Raw genomic sequence first — 16580 nt, 5'->3', positions numbered from 1 at the left:
TTATTCCCCTTTTACTTTTCTCACCGCTGTGACATTGAATGTCGGATAAGCATCCCCATATACTCATAATCCTGTGGGTTTAACTGCATACAGCCTGTATTACGCGGTACCCATCACCTGGCGGACATTAAACTAAGAGAGAGCTCTATGAATCCTGAGCGTTCTGAACGCATTGAAATCCCTGTGTTGCCGCTGCGCGACGTGGTGGTTTATCCGCACATGGTAATTCCGTTGTTTGTTGGTCGGGAAAAATCGATTCGTTGCCTGGAAGCAGCAATGGATCATGACAAGAAGATCATGCTGGTTGCCCAGAAAGAGGCTTCAACGGATGAACCTGGAATTAACGATCTCTTTGCCGTAGGGACAGTGGCGTCCGTACTGCAGATGCTGAAGCTGCCTGATGGCACAGTTAAGGTGCTGGTGGAGGGCCTGCAGCGTGCCCGCATTACCACGCTATCTGACAATGGCGATCACTTTGTCGCTCAGGCTGAATATCTGACTTCGCCAGAAATTGAAGAGCGCGAGCAGGAAGTGCTGGTGCGCACCGCGATTAATCAGTTTGAAGGCTATATCAAGCTGAACAAAAAGATCCCGCCTGAAGTGCTGACGTCGCTGAACAGCATTGATGATGCGGCGCGCCTGGCCGATACCGTGGCGGCGCATATGCCCCTTAAGCTGGCGGATAAACAGTCCGTGCTGGAGATGTCCGACGTTAACGAGCGTCTGGAATATCTGATGGCGATGATGGAATCGGAAATCGACCTGCTGCAGGTTGAAAAACGTATTCGCAATCGCGTCAAAAAGCAGATGGAAAAAAGCCAGCGCGAATATTATCTGAACGAACAGATGAAGGCGATTCAGAAAGAGCTGGGCGAGATGGATGATGCGCCAGACGAGTATGAAGCGCTGAAGCGTAAAATCGACGCGGCTAAAATGCCGGCTGAAGCGCGTGAAAAAGCGGAAGCTGAGCTGCAGAAGCTGAAGATGATGTCGCCGATGTCGGCGGAAGCGACGGTGGTACGCGGCTATATCGACTGGATGGTGCAGGTTCCATGGAACGCGCGCAGTAAGGTGAAGAAAGATCTGCGCAAAGCGCAGGAGACGCTTGATACCGATCACTTTGGTCTTGAGCGCGTCAAAGATCGCATCCTTGAGTATCTTGCGGTGCAGAGTCGCGTCAGCAAAATCAAAGGCCCAATCCTCTGTCTGGTTGGCCCGCCGGGTGTGGGTAAAACCTCTCTGGGACAGTCGATTGCGAAAGCGACCGGACGTAAATATGTGCGTATGGCGCTGGGCGGCGTGCGCGATGAAGCAGAAATTCGCGGACATCGTCGCACCTATATCGGTTCAATGCCGGGCAAACTGATCCAGAAAATGGCGAAAGTGGGTGTGAAAAACCCGCTGTTCCTGCTGGATGAGATTGATAAAATGTCGTCTGATATGCGCGGCGATCCCGCTTCGGCACTGCTGGAAGTGCTGGATCCGGAACAGAACATCGCGTTTAACGATCACTACCTGGAAGTCGACTACGATCTGTCTGACGTGATGTTTGTCGCGACCTCCAACTCTATGAATATTCCGGCACCGCTGCTGGATCGTATGGAAGTGATCCGCCTGTCGGGCTATACCGAAGATGAAAAACTCAATATTGCGAAGCAGCATCTGCTGCCAAAACAGATTGAGCGCAATGCGCTGAAAGAGAAAGAGATCAGCGTTGACGATAGCGCAATCATCGGCATCATCCGCTATTACACGCGTGAAGCAGGCGTGCGTAGCCTGGAACGTGAGCTCTCTAAGTTATGCCGTAAAGCGGTCAAAGCGCTGCTGATGGATAAAACTCAGAAGAGCATCACAATTAATGGCGACAACCTGAAAGATTTCCTTGGCGTACAGCGTTTTGATTACGGTCGCGCTGACAGCGAAAACCGCGTAGGACAGGTGACCGGCCTGGCGTGGACAGAAGTGGGCGGCGATCTGCTGACCATCGAAACCGCATGTGTGCCAGGTAAAGGCAAGCTGACCTATACCGGTTCTCTCGGCGAGGTTATGCAGGAGTCGATTCAGGCTGCATTAACCGTGGTTCGCGCCCGGGCAGAAAAACTGGGTATTAACGGCGACTTCTACGAGAAGCGCGATATCCACGTGCACGTGCCGGAAGGGGCTACGCCGAAGGATGGTCCGAGTGCCGGTATTGCGATGTGTACGGCGCTGGTCTCCTGTCTGACCGGTAACCCGGTCCGTTCCGATGTGGCGATGACCGGTGAGATCACGCTGCGCGGTCAGGTACTGCCTATCGGTGGTCTGAAAGAGAAACTGCTGGCAGCACACCGTGGCGGGATTAAAACTGTACTGATCCCGGATGAAAACAAGCGCGATCTGGAAGAGATCCCGGCAAACGTGATTGCCGATCTCAGTATTCACCCGGTTAAACGCATTGAAGAGGTGCTGAATCTGGCCCTGGAAAATGCGCCATCCGGTATGCAGGTTGTGACGGCAAAATAGCGCTGAGCAGCAAACGCGGCTAAAAAACGAAGCTGGCAGGTCAAATCAGGCTTGCCAGCTTTTTTTTGCCTGCTAAGTTAGAGGGCTGCTGGATCGGCGATTAAGATGAATACCGTTGTTTCAGCACCACAGGCTTGTTATAACTGGCTGCGCGTTTGCTCCGGCGTAAAGAGACGGGGCAAAGTGAATAATAAAAGAGGGGATGAAGAGAGTGAATAAGTCACAGTTGATCGACAAAATCGCTGCAGAAGCGGACATTTCAAAAGCAGCAGCCGGACGTGTACTGGAGGCCTTTACCGAATCTGTTTCTGGTGCGCTGAAAGAGGGCGACGAAGTAGCCCTGGTAGGTTTCGGTACTTTCTCTGTGCGCGAGCGCGCTGAGCGTGCCGGCCGTAATCCGCAGACCGGTAAAGAGATCACCATCCCGGCTGGCAAAGTACCGGGATTCCGCGCGGGTAAAGCGCTGAAAGACGCCGTTAATTAAGCCAGTCAGGATTAACCAGTGAAGCATTTTCTTCTCTGGATTGAGGACGAAAAAGCCGTTCTCATGTAACATACGGGCACATCATTACTGATGTGCCTTTTTTATTTGATGCGCAGCTTAAGCCAGTGGCTTCAGTCTCCGCATGGTTGCCAGCTGCCAGCCTGAACTGCAGCTGCACGATGATGGCATCGTGTCTGAGCTTTACATTCACACTACAGCGGAGTGTTGTCATACCATGATGGACAATTTACGCGCGGCGTCGAATCATGTCGTGCTCAAGGTTATTCTGGGATTGATTATCCTGTCCTTTGTGCTTACCGGGGTGGGCAACTACCTGATAGGTGGCAATGGCGATTACGCTGCGAAAGTTAACGGCCACGAAATCAGCCGGGCTGAGCTGGAGCAGGCGTTTAACAGCGAGCGCAATCGTCAGCAGCAGATGCTGGGCGATCAGTTCTCGCAGCTGGCGAGCAATGATGGTTATATCCAGCAGATGCGCCAGCAGGCGCTGTCACAGCTGGTGGATCAGGCGCTGCTGGATCAGTACATCAGCGAGCTGCATCTCGGCATCAGTGATGAGCAGGTAAAGCAGGCCATTTTCAACCAGAAAGCGTTTCAGACCAACGGCAAATTTGATAATGCCAAATATAATGGTCTGATCACCAGCATGGGCTTCTCAGCCGATCAATATGCAGAAGCGCTGCGCAAGCAGTTGCTTAATCAGCAGCTGATCAACGCCATCGCTAACACTGATTTTATGCTGAAAGATGAAACCACAAAGCTGACCGATTTAGTCTCGCAGCAGCGGGAAATTCGCCAGGCGGTGATTAACGTGGATGCGCTGGCAGCGAAGCAGACGGTTAATGACGATGAGATCGCGCAGTATTATCAGCAGCATCAGAACAGCTTTATGGCTCCGGAGCAGTTCCGCGTCAGCTACATCAAAATGGATGCAGCAGCGATGCAGCAGCCGGTCAGCGAAGCGGACATTCAGAGCTGGTACGATCAACATAAAGCGGACTATTCACAGCCCCAGCGCAGCCGTTACAGCATCATACAGACCAAAACTGAGGCGGAAGCCCGATCGGTACTGGATGCGCTGAAGCAGGGCGGGGACTTTGCCAGCCTGGCGAAAAGCAAATCTGCCGATCCTATCTCCGCGCGTAAAGGCGGTGATATGGGCTGGCTGGAGCCTGCAACCACGCCGGACGAGCTGAAAAACGCCGGCCTGACGCAGAAAGGCCAGCTTTCAGACGTGATCAAGTCCTCAGTCGGTTTCCTGGTGGTACGTCTGGATGATATCCAGCCGGAGCAGGTGAAGCCGCTGGCGCAGGTGCATGACGTTATTGCAGATAAAGTTAAGCAGGAGAAAGCGCTTGACGCCTTCTATAAGCTGCAGCAGAAAGTCAGTGAAGCCGCCAGCAATGACAATGAATCGCTGGCGGGTGCAGCCCAGGCATCGGGTCTTAAAGTCAGTGAAACAGGCTGGTTTACCCGTGATGATATGCCTGCCGACCTCGACTTTGACGCGGTTAAACAGGCGGTCTTCAGCGGCGGCTTAATTGGGCAGAACGGCGCGCCGGGCAACAATTCCGATATTATCAGCGTGGATGGCGATCGCGCGTTTGTGCTGCGCATCAGCGAACACAAACCGGAAGCGGTAAAACCGCTTGACCAGGTGAAGGTACAGGTGACCGACCGCATCAAACACGATAAGGCGACGCAGCAGGCTAAAGCGCAGGCAGATAAACTGCTGGCCGATCTGAAAGCGGGCAAGAGTGAGGCGCTGAGCGCGGCAGGACTGACGCTGAGCAGCAGCAAAGTGGTTGATCGTAACGCACAGGATCCGGTCGCCCAGACCGCATTTTCACTTCCGCAGCCGGCAGCGAATAAACCTTCCTGGGGCGTAAGCGAAGATATGCAGGGCAACGTCGTACTGGTCGCGCTGGATAAAGTCTCTGCCGGCAGCCTGCCGCAGAACCAGGTCGATGAGATGATCAAAGGCGTGACCCAGAACAATGCGCAGATCGCATTTGAAGCGCTGCTTGAAAACCTGCGCAAAGAGGCGAAGATCAAATATGGGGCAGCGGCACAAGCCCAGTAAGCCTCACAAAAAAAGGTAATTTTCTGCAACAATCAAAGGCCGCTTCTGCGGCCTTTTCCATCTCTGCGCTTCGCCTTTTGCCGGACATCCTCTGCTGTGACACGCTGCTGATGCTGTCAAACACAAGGAGAAAAACAGCATGAACAAATCTACTTTTCACGCATTTTGTCTGACACTGGCGCTGGGCGGCGCACTCTGCAGCAGCACTCTTGCGCATGCGGCGGGAGAGCCCGCGGAAGCACAGGCGAAGCCGCCCGCATCGCTGACGGCCGGAGCGGTCAGCATCAACGACGCTACCGCGGAGCAGCTGGCGAGCGCCATGAATGGCATCGGATTGAAAAAAGCGCAGGCGATCGTCAGCTATCGCGAAGAGTATGGGCGCTTCACCGCGCTGGATCAGCTCAAAGAGGTGCCGGGTATCGGCAGCGCGCTGGTCGAACGCAACAGCGAACGGCTCAAACTGTGAAGCACTTCGCGACGCTGAAGAATCTGTGAAGACCGGCAATAGGCTGTGCTATGCTCAACAGGTCCAACCAGTTAGTAATTTCAGCCTGTTCAGGAGCGTTGATGCAAACCACAATCAAAGTGCGCGGCTATCATCTGGATGTCTATCAGCACGTTAATAACGCGCGCTATCTCGAATTTCTGGAGGAGGCGCGCTGGCAGTGGCTGGAAGAAGCGGACGCCTTTAACTGGCTGATGGCGCAAAAACTGGCGTTCGTGGTGGTAAACATCAACATCAACTATCGCCGGCCTGCGGTTCTGGGCGACCGTCTGGTCATTGAAAGTGACGTGTCACAGCTCAGCGGTCGCAGCGGGATCATCGCACAGCGTGTGCTGCTTGCAGAAGATCGCACTCTGGTGGCTGACGCTCTGCTGACGTTTGTCTGTATCGATTTACGGACGCAAAAAGCGGTGCCGCTGGAGGGAGAACTGCGCGAACGCCTGGCCACTCTCATGGCCGGACGTTAAACCGTGGCGTCACTGCTGACGCCACGCCAGCGACATGCTGACTCAGCGCAGGCCGCTTTTTTGCTTCATTGCCGTCATTATCGCGGCGGCATTGTCCTGATACTCCGCCAGCCCGCGGGCACGTAAATGACAGGCGGCGCAGGTTCCGCAGCCATCTCCTTTAATGCCGTTATAGCAGGTCAGCGTCTCTGTCCGCACCAGCGGCAGCTGCTGCCAGTAATCAGCAAGCGCCCAGGTCTCTGCTTTATTCAGCCACATCAGCGGCGTCTCAAAACGTATCTCGCGAGCCATGCCAAGGCTGACCGCGTGATTTAACGCTTTAACAAACTCATCGCGGCAGTCGGGATAGCCGGAGAAGTCGGTCTCGCAGACGCCGGTAATAACAGCTTCAGCTTCTACCTGATACGCGTAGACAGAAGCGAGCGTCAGAAACAGAATATTACGGCCCGGGACAAAGGTGCTGGGTAATCCGCTGGCATCAGCCTCATAGGCCGGTACCGGAATGTTATCGCGCGTCAGGCTGCTTATCGCCAGTTCGTTAAGCAGGGTGACATCCAGTACTTTATGCGCGCGCGCGCCCAGTTTATGTGCCAGCTCCGCCGCCACTTCGATCTCTTCGCGGTGGCGCTGGCCATAATCGAAGGTGACGCAGTGAACTTCATCATAGTGCTGCAGAGCCTGAATCAGGCAGGTGGTGGAGTCTTGTCCACCACTAAAAACGACAACGGCGCGTTTCATTAACTTATCTCTCCTGGTGTGGTCTCTTATGGTACTGCGTCAGCGCCGGAGTGAACAGGACTGACGGCTGGCGGCGGGATCCACGCCCGGGTAAAGTCAAACCAGCCCAGTGAAGTCAGCCGCACACCTTCAACGCCCGCTGGCGCCAGTACCTGATAACGGTAGTTGAACAGCGGCAGCAGATAACCTTCGCTCATCAGCGTATGGAAAAGTTGCTGAACGGCGGACGAGCGTACGCTGTCGTCTGGCTCACGGGCGATCTGCTGAAGCGACTGACGAAAGCTGTCGCGCAGCGGCTGCCACAATCTGTCCTGCTCCAGCCAGTTCAGCAGGGTAAACTGCGGCGCGTCACCGATCAGCCGGTCGCCCATAATAATATCCGCTGCGGTGAGATCCTGCGCGTGGCCCCAGCTTTTTACCTCATGAAAGACGCAGCTCAGCTCACAGCCGTGTGAAGCCAGCAGCGTGACCAGCGCCTCCGCCATCACGTGCAGTTCAACCGGCAGATGGTAATGCAGGGTCAGTCGGGCGGGCAGGGCAACGGGGTCCGCCCCGGTCTGCGGAACCGGCCAGCCGGGCAGCAGCGAGTGACTCGGCGTAATCAATCCTTCTGCCAGCGGCAGCTGGCGGATCACATCGCTGCGCTGGATCAGCGCAATCAGCGTCCGGGCCTGAGCCGTACTGAAACGCAGCGAGGGGCGGGTCGCCAGATAGCAGAAGCCGCGGCTGATACTGCGGTCTACCGGCCGCAGCTGCTGCAGTTCGTCAGCATTGCCAATCGCAATCTGTACCGGATGCCGGCAGCTGTTGCCCTGTTCCGGCATAAACAGGGCAGGCGTGATCCAGTATTCAATACGCTGGATCAGCGCGCGCTGCAGATGCCAGCGCGCATAGCTCTCCAGCCGCAGCAGCGTCGGGGTAAACTGCACCAGCTGCCAGGGGCCGCTGCCGGTTTGCGGGCTGTAGGGGTGCGGCAGCAGACAGAATTGATGGGCCAGCCGCTGCGGCAGCCAGTAGTCGGGCCGATGCAGCCGGATACGCAGCGTGAGCGGATGTGGCGCGTCAATCTGCGCCACGCTGGCAAGCAGCGCGCGGCCGTCGGGGCTGCGGATAATCTGCTGCAGGACCGCTGCCAGCTGCGCGGCATACAGCGGCTCGCCGTTATGCCAGCTGAGCTGCGGACGCAGCCAGAAGCTCCAGTTCAGTCCGCTGCTGTCGTGCTGCCAGTGGTGCGCCAGATCGCCGCTGACGCGGTTGTTTTCTACGCGCGTCAGGCCGGAGAATATCTGCCGGGCCAGATGCTGCTCAGCGCGGCCGAGAGGCTGCAGGGGGGCCGGGAACGCCAGGGTACGATAATAAGGAATGCGCAGCACCGGCATGCGATCCTGCCAGTGTCCGCCCATCAGTGGCTGCAGCAGCTGCAGCAGGCGTTCCGGCGGCAGATCAAGCGTCTGCAGCATCTGGATCGGTTCGCCTGCCAGCAGCTGGCGGTTAAGCAGCTGCTGGCGCAGCGTCTCCGGTGCGATCAGAAACTGCAGTTCACCCTGCTTACCGCGCCCCGGCTGGCTGCTCCAGCGGATCCAGCCCGCCTGCTGCCATTTTTTCAGCAGAGTACGCGCATGACGTTCGCTGCAGAAACAGCGCTGAGCCAGCATGGCAACGCTTAGTCGCTGCGTCTCTCCCTGGCTGGCGTGCCACAGCCGCTGAAACTGGCTGACACGATGAAGTTCACGCATAGTTAAACCCGGAACAGTTTTCAAAAAGTATTCACTATTCGTTCCGTAATTACCAGGCGATAGTAAAAGCATCCCCCGACAGGAGAACAGGCATGGCTCGTCTTGCAGCATTTGATATGGACGGCACGCTGCTGCTGCCCACGCATCAGTTAGGTAAAGAGACGCTGGAAACCCTGCATGCGCTGCAGCAGCGCAATGTGATTCTGGCTTTTGCCACCGGCCGCCATCTGCTGGATATGCAGGTGATCCGTACACAGATCACGCTGCCTGCCTGGCTGATAACCGGTAACGGCACGCGTATTCACGACCCGCAGGGCAACCAGCTGTATGGCTGCGATCTGCCGGCGGACGTCGCAGAGCAGGTCATGCGAACCCGCTGGGAAACGCCAGCCGCCATTCACCTGTTTACCGACGAGGGCTGGTTTACTGATAAGCCACTGCCTGGCGCGCTGGAGGCGCACTCGCTGAGCGGGTTTAGCTATCAGCTGTGCGATCTGCAGCAGATGTCAGGAAATAACATCACCAAAATCTGTTTTATCGCACCCCACGAGATGCTGCTGGCGCTGCAGGAAGAGCTGCAGCAGGCGCTGGGCGCGCGTGCCACTATCTGTTTTTCCGCCTGGGACTGTCTTGAGGTTCTGCCGACAGGTTGCCATAAAGGCGCGGCGCTGGCGCGACTGTGCGAACATCTCGATCTGCCGCTGGCGGAGTGTATGGCCTTTGGCGATGCGATGAACGATCGCGAGATGCTGGAGCAGGTAGGTAAAGGCTTTGTTATGGGCAATGCGATGCATCAGCTTAAAGCCGCGCTGCCGCATTTGCCGGTTATCGGCCATTGCGAGACACAGGCGGTGTCTCACTATTTAAATCACTGGCTGACCACGCCTCACCTTGATTACTCCCCCAGGGGCTGAGTCTTGCCGTGAGCCGGACCGGATGTCCGGTTTTTTTATTGCAGCGCCTGCAGCCAGGGCTGAATATCGCCAATCTGCGCCGCAACCCACGCCGGGTTGTAATAGGTGTCAGGATAGCGTTCGCCGCTGTCGCAGAGCAGCGTAACCAGCGCGCCCCGTTCACCGCTGGCGCGCATGCGTTTCGCCACCTGCATCATGCCCCAGAAGTTGGTGCCGGTTGAAGCGCCGGGGCGCCGCCCGAGGATCTGTTCCAGCCGCAGCATAGCCGCCAGCGTGGCGCCATCGGGGACTTTGATCATCTCATCAATCACGTCGGGCAGAAAAGAGGGTTCGACGCGCGGGCGGCCGATTCCTTCAATCAGGCTGCCGCGTGCATTGCGCAAACTGCTGTCCCGGCTGTGCCAGTAGTCAAAAAATACCGAATGCTGCGGGTCAGTAACCAGCAGGCGGGTGGAGTAGCCCTGATAGCGAATATAGCGGCCCAGCGTGGCGGAAGTGCCGCCGGTGCCGGCGCTCATGATCAGCGTATGCGGCACCGGAAACGGCTCATGCGCCATCTGCCGGAAAATACTTTCAGCAATATTATTATTGCCGCGCCAGTCCGTCGCGCGCTCGGCATAGGTAAACTGATCCATAAAGTGGCCGTTGAGTTCACGCGCCAGCCGCTCAGACTCCGCGTAGAGCTGGCACGGATCAGCCACAAAATGGCACTCTCCGCCATAAAAACGGATCATCTCAATTTTGCGCTTTGCGGTACTGACCGGCATAACCGCGATAAACGGCAGGCCGAGCATCCGGGCAAAGTAGGCTTCCGATACGGCAGTACTGCCGGATGACGCTTCAATAATCGGGGTTTTTTCACCGATCCAGCCATTAGCCAGTCCATACAGAAACAGCGAACGCGCAAGGCGATGTTTCAGGCTGCCGCTGGGGTGCGTGCTCTCATCTTTGAGATAGAAAAAGATGCCCGGGAAATCGTCCAGCGTAAAGCGGATCAGGTGTGTGTCAGCCGAGCGCTGGATATCAGCGTTGATCTCATTAATGGCGTGGCGGATCCAGGGGGTTTGCATGGCGATTCTCTCCGGTTTTCATTGCCGCCAGTGTACGGCACGGGCAGGAAAAAGAGGTTGCTAAAACCAGGGTATAATCGGCGGTTCAGAGAAAAATATTCTCCGGTGAGGCGTGATGATAGATAAAGTTGACCGTAAGCTGCTCGCCCTTTTGCAGAAGGATTGCACGCTATCGCTGCAGGCGCTGGCAGAGGCGGTCAATCTGACCACCACGCCCTGCTGGAAGCGCCTGAAAAAACTTGAAGATGACGGTATCATCCGGGCGCGCGTAGCGCTGCTGGATGGTGAAAAACTCGGTCTGTCACTGACCGCGTTTATGCTGATCAAAACGCAGCAGCACAGCAGCGAATGGTTCAGGCAGTTTGTCGCCGTGGTTGAGCCAATGCCGGAAGTCATGGCGTTCTACCGTATGGCCGGTGAGTATGACTATCTGCTGCGAATACAGGTTGCGGATATGAAGAGCTACGACGCGTTTTATAAGCGGCTGGTGAATGGCGTGCCGGGCCTGATAGATGTCACCTCCAGCTTTGCGATGGAAGAGATTAAATATTCAACCGCGCTGCCCGTTGTGCCCTGAAGCGTAAATAAAGAGAGAGATTGTGCGATTATTCAGCCAGCTTAGTTGGTATTTCCTGCGTGAGTGGCGCCGCTATGCCGGTGCTGTCTGCCTGCTTATTATCATCGCTTTACTGCAGCTGATCCCGCCGCATCTGGTCGGCGTAATTGTCGATGGCGTCACGCAGCAGCGGCTCTCTGCCGGGCAGATTATGATGTGGATCGGCGTTATGTTGCTGACCGCCGTTATCGTTTATCTGCTGCGCTATGTCTGGCGCGTGCTGCTGTTTGGCGCCTCGTATCAGCTGGCGGTAGAGCTGCGCGAGGACTTTTATCGTCAGCTGAGCCGGCAGCATCCTGCGTTCTATCTGCGCCATCGCACCGGCGATCTCATCGCGCGCGCAACGAATGATGTCGACCGCGTTGTGTTTGCAGCGGGAGAGGGAGTGCTGACGCTGGTGGACTCCCTGGTCATGGGGCTGGTAGTGCTGGCGGTCATGAGTACGCAGATAAGCTGGCAGCTGACGCTGCTGGCGCTGATCCCGATGCCCTTTATGGCGCTGGCGATCCAGCGGGATGGTTCCCGGCTGCATCAGCGTTTTAAAGTTGCGCAGGCGGCGTTCTCCAGCCTTAACGATCAGACGCAGGAGAGCCTGACCAGCATCCGTATGATCAAAGCATTTGGACTGGAAGATCACCAGTCGCAGCAGTTTGCTGACATCGCCAGCGATACCGGGCGTAAAAATCTGCATGTTGCGCGGGTGGATGCGCGATTTGATCCCATTATTTACGTCGCCGTTGGCTTCTCCAACCTGCTGGCGATCGCAGGCGGCGGCTGGATGGTATGGCACGGTATCCTGACGCTGGGTCAGCTCACCAGCTTTGTGATGTATCTGGGGCTGATGATCTGGCCGATGCTGGCGCTGGCGTGGATGATCAACATCGTGGAGCGCGGCAGTGCGGCCTGGAGCCGTATTCGCGCGCTGCTGGCTGAAGCGCCGGCAGTGGCTGACGGCACCCTGACGTTACCGCCTGAGCCGGCTGTGCTGCAGCTCGCCATTGACGCCTTTCACTACCCGGGGACAGAAAATGCCGTACTGCAGGATATCCATGCGAAGCTGCAGCCAGGGCAGATGCTGGGATTATGTGGCCCGACCGGCTGCGGTAAAAGCACGCTGCTCAGCCTCATCCAGCGCCACTTCGATATCGATCGGGGAGAGATCCGCTACGGCGAGCTGCCGCTGGCGCAGCTGCAGCTGGACAGCTGGCGCAGCCGCCTGGCGGTAGTGAGCCAGACGCCGTTTCTGTTTTCTGACAGCGTGGCAAACAATCTGGCGCTGGGTCGTCCCGACGCCACGCAGCAGCAGATTGAGCAGGCGGCAAGAATGGCCTGCGTGCATGAGGATATTCTGCGCCTGCCGCAGGGCTATGAGACAGAGGTCGGAGAGCGTGGGGTCATGCTTTCGGGCGGACAGAAGCAGCGTATCGCGATTGCCCGTGCGCTGCTGCTGGAGGCGGAGATCCTGATTCTGGATGATGCGCTCTCTGCGGTAGATGGACGTACTGAACATGACATCCTGCATAACCTGCGCATCTGGGGAGAGAACCGTACGCTGATTATCAGCGCGCACCGTCTCTCGGCGTTAACGGAAGCGAGTGAAATTCTGGTGCTGCAGCAGGGGCGCGTTGCGCAGCGAGGCGATCATGACCAGCTGGCGGCGCAGCCGGGCTGGTACCGCGATATGTACCGCTATCAGCAGCTGGAAGCGGCGCTGGATGATGAGAGTGAAAACAAAGATGAAACCGCAACAGGAGCGCAGCATGGCTAAGTCGCAGCGGCTGTGGCCGACGCTGAAACGGCTGCTGGCATACGGAAAACCCTGGCGCCGCTCGCTGTGGCTGGCAACCGGTATGCTCTGGCTGGCGGCGGCGGCCGAGGTGACCGGCCCGGTGCTGGTCAGCTATTTTATCGATCGCCTGATCGCCAGACATCAGATGCCGTGGGGCATCGTGGCGGGATTACTGGTGAGTTTTATTCTGCTGCAGCTCATGGCGGCGGCGCTGCACTATTTTCAGGCGCTGCTGTTTAACCGTGCGGCAATCGGAGTGGTGCAGCAGCTGCGCGTTGATGTCATGAACGCGGCGCTGCGCCAGCCGCTGAGCGCGTTCGACACCCAGCCGGTGGGGCAGATTATTTCGCGCGTCACCAATGACACCGAGGTTATTAAAGATCTCTATGTCACCGTAGTCGCCACCGTGCTGCGCAGCGCCGCGCTGATTGGCGCGATGCTGGTCGCCATGTTTTCGCTCGACTGGCGTATGGCGCTGGTGGCGCTGGTTATTTTCCCGCTGGTGCTGACCGTGATGCTGATTTATCAGCGTTACAGTACCCCGATTGCCCGCCGGGTTCGCAGTTATCTGGCGGATATCAACAACGGCTTTAACGAAGTGATCAACGGCATGAGCGTGATCCAGCAGTTCCGGCAGCAGGCGCGTTTTGGGGCCCGCATGAGCGAAGCGAGTCGCGCCCATTATATGGCGCGCATGCAGACGCTGCGGCTGGACGGATTTCTGCTGCGTCCGCTGCTTAGCCTCTTTTCTGCACTGATTTTGTGCGGCCTGTTACTGCTATTCAGTTTTGCTTCACCCGGCGCATTTGAAGTCGGCGTGCTTTATGCCTTTATCACCTACCTGGGCCGGCTGAATGAGCCGCTGATCGAACTGACGACGCAGCAGTCGATGCTGCAGCAGGCGGTGGTATCGGGTGAGCGCATCTTTGAACTGGTTGATGCGCATCAGCAGGGGTATGGCAGCGAAAGTGCTCCGCTGCGTTCCGGAGAAATTGCGCTGCACGACGTCAGTTTCGCCTATCGCGACGATCGCGACGTGCTGAGCAATATCTCCTTTACCGTGCCGTCACGGGGCTTCGTTGCGCTGGTCGGGCATACCGGCAGCGGCAAGAGCACGCTGGCAAACCTGCTGATGGGTTACTATCCGGTAAAGCACGGATCGATTGTGCTGGACGGGCGTCCGGTCTCTTCGCTCTCGCACGATGCGCTGCGCACCGGCATTGCCATGGTGCAGCAGGATCCGGTGGTGCTGGCCGATACGCTGCTGGCTAACGTACAGCTGGGGCGGGCGATCCCTGAAGAGCGGGTGTGGCAGGCGCTGGAGAGCGTGCAGCTCGCTACGCTGGCCCGCGCGCTACCGGACGGTATCCATACGCGACTGGGAGAGCAGGGCAATACGCTTTCGGTCGGGCAGAAACAGCTGCTGGCGCTGGCTCGCGTGCTGGTCGCGCCGCCGCAGATCCTGATCCTCGATGAAGCTACCGCGAACATCGATTCCGGCACCGAGCAGGCGATTCAGCAGGCGCTGCGCACTTTGCGCCAGCACAGCACGCTGGTGGTCATTGCGCACCGGCTCTCGACAATTATGGAGGCGGAACAAATCCTGGTGTTACATCGCGGCCATATTGCCGAGCGCGGTACGCATACAGAGCTACTGGCGCAGCAGGGGCGCTACTGGCAGATGTATCAGCTGCAGCAGGCTGGCGAGCAGCTGGCGGCCGGCGCATCCGCCTGAGTTGCACCTTTTTTGTTCATGCTGACCCGTTCTTTTTTCGCTTCTGCACCTCTTTGACGCCCTGAGCACCAAAGAGGTGCAGACCCCCGTACCGTTCTTTCTCTCCGGCAATGCCGCCCCGCGCTGAGCCTGTACCGCCGCCGCGTTAAACCGCGTTTTGCACTTCTGGCACACCCTTTGCTTTAACCACTGCGTATACATCGCGCAGTTGTGTTTAATCCGGAGGGGACGTATGAAGCTGGTTACCGTGGTAATCAAACCATTCAAGCTGGAGGATGTCCGTGAGGCACTATCCTCCATTGGCATTCAGGGGCTGACGGTATCTGAAGTTAAAGGGTTCGGCCGTCAGAAAGGACATGCCGAACTCTATCGCGGGGCCGAGTACAGCGTTAACTTCCTGCCAAAAGTAAAAATCGATATCGCGATTGCAGATGACCAGCTGGATGAAGTGGTTGATGTCATCAGTAAAGCGGCCTACACCGGCAAAATTGGCGACGGCAAAATCTTCGTTGCTGAGCTGCAGCGGGTGATCCGTATCCGTACCGGTGAAACTGACGAAGCGGCGCTCTGATCCGGGTTCTGACTTGAGATGGGATGAAAAAAATGAAAAAAATGATGATGAAACTGGGCCTTGCCAGCCTGGCGCTGTTACCCACTCTGACGCTGGCTGCTGCCCCTGCGGTCGCAGATAAAGCGGACAACGCCTTTATGATGATTTGTACCGCGCTGGTACTTTTTATGACAATTCCCGGCATCGCGCTGTTTTATGGCGGCCTGATCCGCGGTAAAAATGTCTTGTCCATGCTCACACAGGTTGCCGTAACCTTTGCCCTGGTCTGCGTATTGTGGGTTGTGTATGGCTACTCGTTAGCCTTTAGCGAAGGCAACGCCTTTTTCGGCAACTTCCAGTGGGTGATGCTGAAAAACATCGAGCTGAAAGCCGTCATGGGCAGCTTTTATCAATATATTCACGTCGCGTTCCAGGCGTCGTTTGCCTGTATTACCGTCGGATTGATCGTGGGCGCGCTGGCTGAGCGTATTCGCTTCTCAGCGGTGCTGATTTTCGTCGGCGTCTGGCTGACGCTCTCCTATCTGCCGATTGCGCATATGGTGTGGGGCGGCGGTTATCTGGCACAGGATGGCGCGCTGGACTTTGCCGGCGGTACCGTGGTGCATATCAACGCCGCTGTCGCGGGGCTGGTGGGCGCGTATCTGGTCGGAAAGCGTGCCGGTTTTGGTAAAGAGGCGTTTAAACCGCATAACCTGCCGATGGTGTTTCTCGGTACGGCCATTCTCTACGTCGGCTGGTTTGGCTTTAACGCCGGTTCAGCGTCATCGGCGAACGAAATTGCTGCGCTGGCGTTTGTGAACACCGTTGTCGCTACCGCCGGTGCGGTGCTCTCCTGGGTCTTTGGTGAGTGGGCGCTGCGCGGTAAGCCTTCGCTGCTGGGTGCCTGCTCCGGCTTTATCGCCGGCCTGGTCGCCATTACGCCAGCCTGTGGCTACGTGGGCGTTGGCGGCGCACTGATCATCGGTCTGGCGGGCGGACTCGCGGGCATCTGGGGCGTTACGACGCTGAAAAGATGGCTGCGCGTCGATGATCCCTGCGATGTGTTTGGCGTGCACGGCGTGTGCGGCATCCTCGGCTGCATCCTGACCGGCGTCTTCGCCTCCAGCTCACTGGGTGGCGTTGGCTATGCGGAAGGCGTCACTATGGGGCATCAGGTCTGGGTCCAGATATTCAGCTGTATCGTTACCGTAGTCTGGTCCGGCGTGGTGGCCTTTATCGGCTTCAAGCTGGCGGATGTGATTGTCGGCCTGCGCGTACCGGAAGAGCAGGAGCGTGAAGGTCTGGATGTAAACAGCCACGGCGAAAACGCATATAACCAGTAAGCTAAAAATGAAGAAAAGGGGCGACCA

At 57.2% G+C, this 16580-nt stretch carries 14 protein-coding genes; 11 read left to right on the top strand and 3 right to left on the bottom strand.

From position 1 onward, the window contains the following. The first annotated feature begins 147 nt into the window (after positions 1-147). The 5 genes from lon to B4M48_RS15030 all read left to right on the top strand — a co-directional run bounded on the left by lon (position 148) and on the right by B4M48_RS15030 (position 6062). Positions 148-2502, top strand: a complete 2355-nt coding sequence (gene lon / locus B4M48_RS15050) for an endopeptidase La (RefSeq protein WP_039382988.1) — start codon at positions 148-150, stop codon at positions 2500-2502. 211 nt (positions 2503-2713) lie between these two features. Then, entirely contained in the window at positions 2714-2986 is a 273-nt protein-coding gene (gene hupB, locus B4M48_RS15045) for a nucleoid-associated protein HU-beta (protein ID WP_039382989.1), read from the top strand. Between the two features lie 235 nt (positions 2987-3221). Beyond that, entirely contained in the window at positions 3222-5090 is a 1869-nt protein-coding gene (gene ppiD, locus B4M48_RS15040) for a peptidylprolyl isomerase (protein ID WP_039385739.1), read from the top strand. A gap of 139 nt (positions 5091-5229) precedes the next feature. After that, positions 5230-5556 carry a ComEA family DNA-binding protein gene (locus B4M48_RS15035; RefSeq protein ID WP_250341035.1) on the top strand — a complete coding sequence of 109 codons (327 nt, stop codon included), beginning with the start codon at positions 5230-5232 and terminating at the stop codon, positions 5554-5556. Positions 5557-5657: 101 nt separating this feature from the next. Further along, positions 5658-6062 carry an acyl-CoA thioesterase gene (locus B4M48_RS15030; protein ID WP_039382991.1) on the top strand — a complete coding sequence of 135 codons (405 nt, stop codon included), beginning with the start codon at positions 5658-5660 and terminating at the stop codon, positions 6060-6062. A 42-nt stretch (positions 6063-6104) separates the two neighbouring features. Here the strand turns inward: B4M48_RS15030 and queC are convergent, their stop codons facing one another. Together queC and B4M48_RS15020 are read right to left on the bottom strand one after the other, a co-directional pair. Further along, positions 6105-6800, bottom strand: a complete 696-nt coding sequence (queC, locus tag B4M48_RS15025) for a 7-cyano-7-deazaguanine synthase QueC (RefSeq protein ID WP_039382992.1) — start codon at positions 6798-6800, stop codon at positions 6105-6107. 26 nt (positions 6801-6826) lie between these two features. Then, positions 6827-8536, bottom strand: coding sequence for an SgrR family transcriptional regulator (locus B4M48_RS15020; protein WP_288657118.1), 1710 nt, complete (start codon positions 8534-8536; stop codon positions 6827-6829). Positions 8537-8628: 92 nt separating this feature from the next. On the opposite strand from B4M48_RS15020, the gene cof reads away from it, so the two are divergent. Then, entirely contained in the window at positions 8629-9450 is an 822-nt protein-coding gene (gene cof, locus B4M48_RS15015) for an HMP-PP phosphatase (RefSeq protein ID WP_071668936.1), read from the top strand. A 35-nt stretch (positions 9451-9485) separates the two neighbouring features. On the opposite strand, the gene B4M48_RS15010 is transcribed toward cof, so the two are convergent. Continuing rightward, positions 9486-10520 carry a PLP-dependent cysteine synthase family protein gene (locus B4M48_RS15010; protein ID WP_071668937.1) on the bottom strand — a complete coding sequence of 345 codons (1035 nt, stop codon included), beginning with the start codon at positions 10518-10520 and terminating at the stop codon, positions 9486-9488. A gap of 115 nt (positions 10521-10635) precedes the next feature. Between B4M48_RS15010 and B4M48_RS15005 the strand changes: the two genes are divergently transcribed. From B4M48_RS15005 to amtB, 5 genes are all read left to right on the top strand, one after another. Beyond that, a complete protein-coding gene (locus B4M48_RS15005; RefSeq protein WP_039382996.1) occupies positions 10636-11097 on the top strand; it encodes an Lrp/AsnC family transcriptional regulator in 462 nt (153 codons plus the stop codon). A 22-nt stretch (positions 11098-11119) separates the two neighbouring features. Next, positions 11120-12904 carry a SmdA family multidrug ABC transporter permease/ATP-binding protein gene (locus B4M48_RS15000; protein ID WP_071668938.1) on the top strand — a complete coding sequence of 595 codons (1785 nt, stop codon included), beginning with the start codon at positions 11120-11122 and terminating at the stop codon, positions 12902-12904. Next, positions 12897-14660 carry a SmdB family multidrug efflux ABC transporter permease/ATP-binding protein gene (locus B4M48_RS14995; RefSeq protein WP_039382998.1) on the top strand — a complete coding sequence of 588 codons (1764 nt, stop codon included), beginning with the start codon at positions 12897-12899 and terminating at the stop codon, positions 14658-14660. The genes B4M48_RS15000 and B4M48_RS14995 overlap by 8 nt, the downstream gene beginning before the upstream one ends. A gap of 232 nt (positions 14661-14892) precedes the next feature. After that, positions 14893-15231, top strand: coding sequence for a P-II family nitrogen regulator (glnK, locus tag B4M48_RS14990; RefSeq protein ID WP_003850469.1), 339 nt, complete (start codon positions 14893-14895; stop codon positions 15229-15231). 32 nt (positions 15232-15263) lie between these two features. After that, positions 15264-16553, top strand: a complete 1290-nt coding sequence (gene amtB / locus B4M48_RS14985; RefSeq protein WP_071669033.1) for an ammonium transporter AmtB — start codon at positions 15264-15266, stop codon at positions 16551-16553. Positions 16554-16580 lie beyond the last annotated feature (27 nt).

The organism is Pantoea sp. UBA6567 (assembly GCF_002434165.1).
In the GTDB taxonomy this organism is placed as follows: Bacteria; Pseudomonadota; Gammaproteobacteria; order Enterobacterales; family Enterobacteriaceae; genus Pantoea; species Pantoea eucrina.
Note: the sequence above shows the minus strand (reverse complement) of the source record. Positions and strands in the feature narration are given on the sequence as shown.